General features: G+C 72.3%; 4 protein-coding genes. 1 reads left to right on the top strand and 3 read right to left on the bottom strand.

Features of this window, described 5'->3' with window-relative positions; genetic code table 11:
- Window positions 1-53 precede the first annotated feature (53 nt).
- From ACFU7Z_RS37555 to ACFU7Z_RS37545, 3 genes are all read right to left on the bottom strand, one after another.
- Entirely contained in the window at window positions 54-1,244 is a 1,191-nt protein-coding gene (locus ACFU7Z_RS37555; protein ID WP_380782588.1) for a CapA family protein, read from the bottom strand.
- A 184-nt stretch (window positions 1,245-1,428) separates the two neighbouring features.
- Window positions 1,429-2,466 carry a YncE family protein gene (locus ACFU7Z_RS37550; RefSeq protein WP_380782586.1) on the bottom strand — a complete coding sequence of 346 codons (1,038 nt, stop codon included), beginning with the start codon at window positions 2,464-2,466 and terminating at the stop codon, window positions 1,429-1,431.
- A 378-nt stretch (window positions 2,467-2,844) separates the two neighbouring features.
- A complete protein-coding gene (locus ACFU7Z_RS37545; RefSeq protein ID WP_375875341.1) occupies window positions 2,845-2,976 on the bottom strand; it encodes a hypothetical protein in 132 nt (43 codons plus the stop codon).
- Between the two features lie 518 nt (window positions 2,977-3,494).
- On the opposite strand from ACFU7Z_RS37545, the gene ACFU7Z_RS37540 reads away from it, so the two are divergent.
- Entirely contained in the window at window positions 3,495-3,701 is a 207-nt protein-coding gene (locus ACFU7Z_RS37540) for a cold-shock protein (RefSeq protein ID WP_380782584.1), read from the top strand.
- The last annotated feature ends 120 nt before the right edge of the window (window positions 3,702-3,821 follow it).

Below are 3,821 nucleotides of genomic sequence, written 5' to 3'. Positions count from 1 at the left end.
GGTTCCGGGGCGGGCGCCGTCGTTTCGCCGTCACCGTCGGACCCGCCGTCCCTTCAGGGGGCCATGGTGAGCCCGGCCGAGGCGCCGTCGCGGCTCAGGACGACCGACCGGATGTGGTCGAGGGCCCGGGTGTAGTCGGCGCGGTCCGGGGCGTGGCGGAGGGCCTCGGTCAGGTCGAGGACCCGGTAGGGCGGGCCGAGGTCGGTCAGCTGCGGGAGGAACTCGGCCTTGGTGACGGTCCATCGTTGCCCGGGCCCGGGCGGCGGGGAGAAGGTGAAGCGGGCGATCGAGCTCCAGTTCCCCCGGGGGTCCTCCGCGCCGGTGGGGTTGAACATGTGGCCGGCGAGCTGGTCGCCCATGCCGTAGACCGTCCAGGTGTCGTTGATCTTCTCGTAGGCCTGCGGGATGTGGGCGTGGGTGCCGAGGACCAGGTCGATGTCGGGCCGGCCGGGGCTCTGCTCGGCGGCCAGGTCGCGGGCGAGCGCGAGCTGCTGCTCGTCCGGGGTGTCCTGCCACTCGGTGCCCCAGTGGAGGCTGACCACCACGATGTCGGCGCCGCGCTCGCGGGCGGCCCGGGCGTCGGTGAGGATCCGCTCCCGGTCGATGAGGTTGACCGCCCAGGGCCGGTCCTTCGGCAGGGGGATGCCGTTGGTGCCGTAGGTGTAGGCGAGCTGGGCCACCGTGGCGCCGCCCGCCGTGAGCGTCGTGGGGCTGCCCGCCTCGTCGGCGCTGCGCGCGGAGCCCGTGTGCTTCAGGCCGACGGCGTCCATGGCGTCGAGCGTGCGCCGGATGCCGTCCGGGCCGCCGTCGAGCGTGTGGTTGGAGGCGGTGTCGCAGGAGGTGTAGCCGGTGTCCTTGAGCGCCTGGGCGACCTGGGGTGGCGAGATGAACGACGGGTAGCCGGTGAACGGCCCGCCGTCGGCGCCGTACACCGTCTCCATGTGGCAGATGGCCAGGTCGGCGGCGCTGATGACCGGTTTGACCCCGGCGAGCATCCGGGTGAAGTCGTAACCGCTGCCCCCGGCGTCCTCCCTGGCCTGCTGGATGATCTCCGTGTGCGGCAGGACGTCCCCGGTCGCGACGAGGGTGAACGCCCGCGGCCCCGCCGGGGTGGGCGCGGCCGGGGAGCTCGGATCGCGGGGTGTCGACGGTGCGGGCTGCCGTTCCTGCGGCGACCCGCAGCCGGTGAGGGAGAGCAGCAGGGCGGTGGCGGCTGTGAGGATCTCTCGGCAGGCAAATCGCATGGTCGGCTCGTCCCACGATCGGCGGGTATGACGAGTCCGACTATGCGAGTTGCGGACGGGCCGCCGTGGAACCCGCGCCCTGGGATCACCCGACGGGGCCACCGACCCGTCGGCGGGCGTGGACGGGCGCGGACGGGCGGGTGCGCGGGGTGGCGCGGGGCCGCGCACCCGCCCGGCGGGCGGGTCAGAAGGTGACGGCCTTCAGGTAGCTGCTTTCGCCGCGCGGACCGGCCAGGTAGAGGGTGTGGCCGTCGGGGCCGAGGGCGGCGGTGCCGACGCCGTCCAGGCCGAAGCCGGTGAGGTCGGCGGCCGGGAGGGCGGTGTTGGTGGCGGTGTCGTAGGCCAGCACGGTGGCGGAGGGCTTCCAGCCGTCCTTGAGGACGAACAGGCGGCCGCCGTCCGGGGAGACCGCCACCAGGTGGGTGTCGGCGGAGGTGGCCGGGCCGCCGAGGGTGAAGGCGGTGCGGGACGTGTCGGTGAAGGGGTCGAGCTCGTAGCCGGAGCCCTGGGCGGCCCGGCTGCCGAGGGCGTAGAGGCGGGTGCCCTCCGGGGAGGCGGTGACCTCGGTCGCGGCGGCGAGCGGCTGGACGGTGCGGGTGACGGTCGGGACGGGAGCGGTCAGGTCGAGGTGGACGACGCCCGCGCCGGTGGCGACGTAGGCGTCGGCGCCGCCGTTGTGGAGGGCGATCCCGTCGACGTCGGGGTCGCCCAACGGGACGGCGCCGGTGAAGGAACGGGTGAAGGTGTCGAAGACCAGCACCCGGCCGGGGCCGGCGGTGCCCTGCTGGGTCACGAACACCCGGGAGCCGTCGGCGCTGACGGCGAGCGCGCGCGGGCGGTCGACGGGCGTGCGGGACAGCACGGTGTTCGTGGCGAGGTCGACGACCAGCAGCTGCTCGGCGGCGAGGACGTAGATCCGGTTGCCGTCGGGGCTGAGGGCGGGCCGGCCGGCGGTGCCGTCCTGGCTGAGCAGGGTCTGCGCCACGACCGTGCGGGTGCGGGTGTCGACGGTGCGCAGGAGGGTGGGGTAGCCGGTGCCGACGTGGTCCTCGGCGACGACGTAGGCGCGGTTGCCGTCGGAGCTGACGGCGATGCCGAGCGCCCGCCAGCCGACGGCGGTGTCGGCGGTGCCGGCCGTGGCGCGGGCCGGCACGGCGCACAGGAGCGTGACTGATGCCGCGAGGGCGGTGGTCCAACGAGCCGTACCCGTAAGCGAGTTCATGGAGATCTCCCCGGACGGTGTCCTCGCGCTGTGCGAGGCGTGGACACGCTACGGGGGAGGGGAGGGCGCGTGGACGGGGCGTGGAGGAGTTGACCGGATCGGTATTGGTCTAGTCCAAAATCCGAAGCCGTCCGCGGGGCCGTGCGGGTGGCCGGGGCCGCCGGGTGGCCGCCTCACGGGTGCGGGCGCGGGTGCGGGCGCGGTGCGGACAGGGCGCGGGCGTGGCCCGGGCGTGGTGCGGAACCGGGCTGCGGGCCGGGCGCGTCGACGCATCACGAAACGCCTGGCGTCCGGCCGGGTGGCCGGACCCAGGTGAGCGGCCGATCGGGCTCCGGCATGCGCCCCGGAGCGGTGACGGTAGGGCCGCGGGTGTGCCGGTCAGAGTGTGAACAAGGCGGCGTACGGTGGGGCGATCCGCTCCTGTCGGGTGCCGAAGTCGACGAGGACGGCCGCGTAGGCTCCGTCCTCCACCGCGAGGACGCGGCCGAGACCATACTTGTCGTGGCTCACGCGGTCGCCCACCGCGAATAGCTTGGGCGGTGCGTCGGGCCGGGGTTTGAAGGGGCTGGTGGGCAGGGGGCGTCGGACTGCCGGTGTTTTCCTCATCCCGGTCAGTATGCTCCGAAAATCGACGGAACGGGCCGTTCCGGAGGGTGTGAATCCGTTGCCGGGTGTCCCCGGGGCGACTCGCCTCCTGGGCGTGGCGAAAAAATCATGACCGGGGCGGCGCAGGGTCCGCTGTCGCCAACTCCGGTGCGGGAATCGATCGTTGCTGTCGCTTTCGGGGCGAGACGGTCGCGCCCGGGAGGGCGGGAAAAAAAATAGACGAGTGAAAATCCGCGCCGGCGGGCCGGAGTCTGCTAAGCTCTTCTTAGTTGCAGTTGTGGTTCCCATGAACTTTGTGTGCGCCTGCTTATTGTTGCGGGCGCATTTTTTGTTTTACCGGCTCTTTCCGGCGGGTTCTCATCGCGGCGACTCGAATGTCTGCATGGTGCAGACTTCGCACAGTCTCTCGAAGGAGATTTCTCATGGCTACTGGCACCGTGAAGTGGTTCAACGCGGAAAAGGGCTTCGGCTTCATCGAGCAGGAGGGCGGCGGCGCTGACGTGTTCGCCCACTACTCGAACATCGTCGCCCAGGGCTTCCGCGAGCTGCTCGAGGGTCAGAAGGTCGAGTTCGACGTCACGCAGGGCCAGAAGGGCCCGCAGGCCGAGAACATCCAGATCATCGGCTGACGTCAGCCTCCACGCTGACTCGCGATCATCGCGAAGCGGGGGCCCGCACCGCACGGGAGATGCTGCGGGCCGTGCACCGGGCGATCGACGGGGTGACCCGCGATCTGCAGGGGCTGCGCC

Origin of the sequence: Kitasatospora sp. NPDC057518, assembly GCF_042802075.1 — a bacterium.
In the GTDB taxonomy this organism is placed as follows: domain Bacteria; phylum Actinomycetota; class Actinomycetes; order Streptomycetales; family Streptomycetaceae; genus Kitasatospora.
The sequence above is the reverse complement of the archived record's forward strand: the minus strand, read 5'-3'. Positions and strand labels throughout refer to the sequence as shown.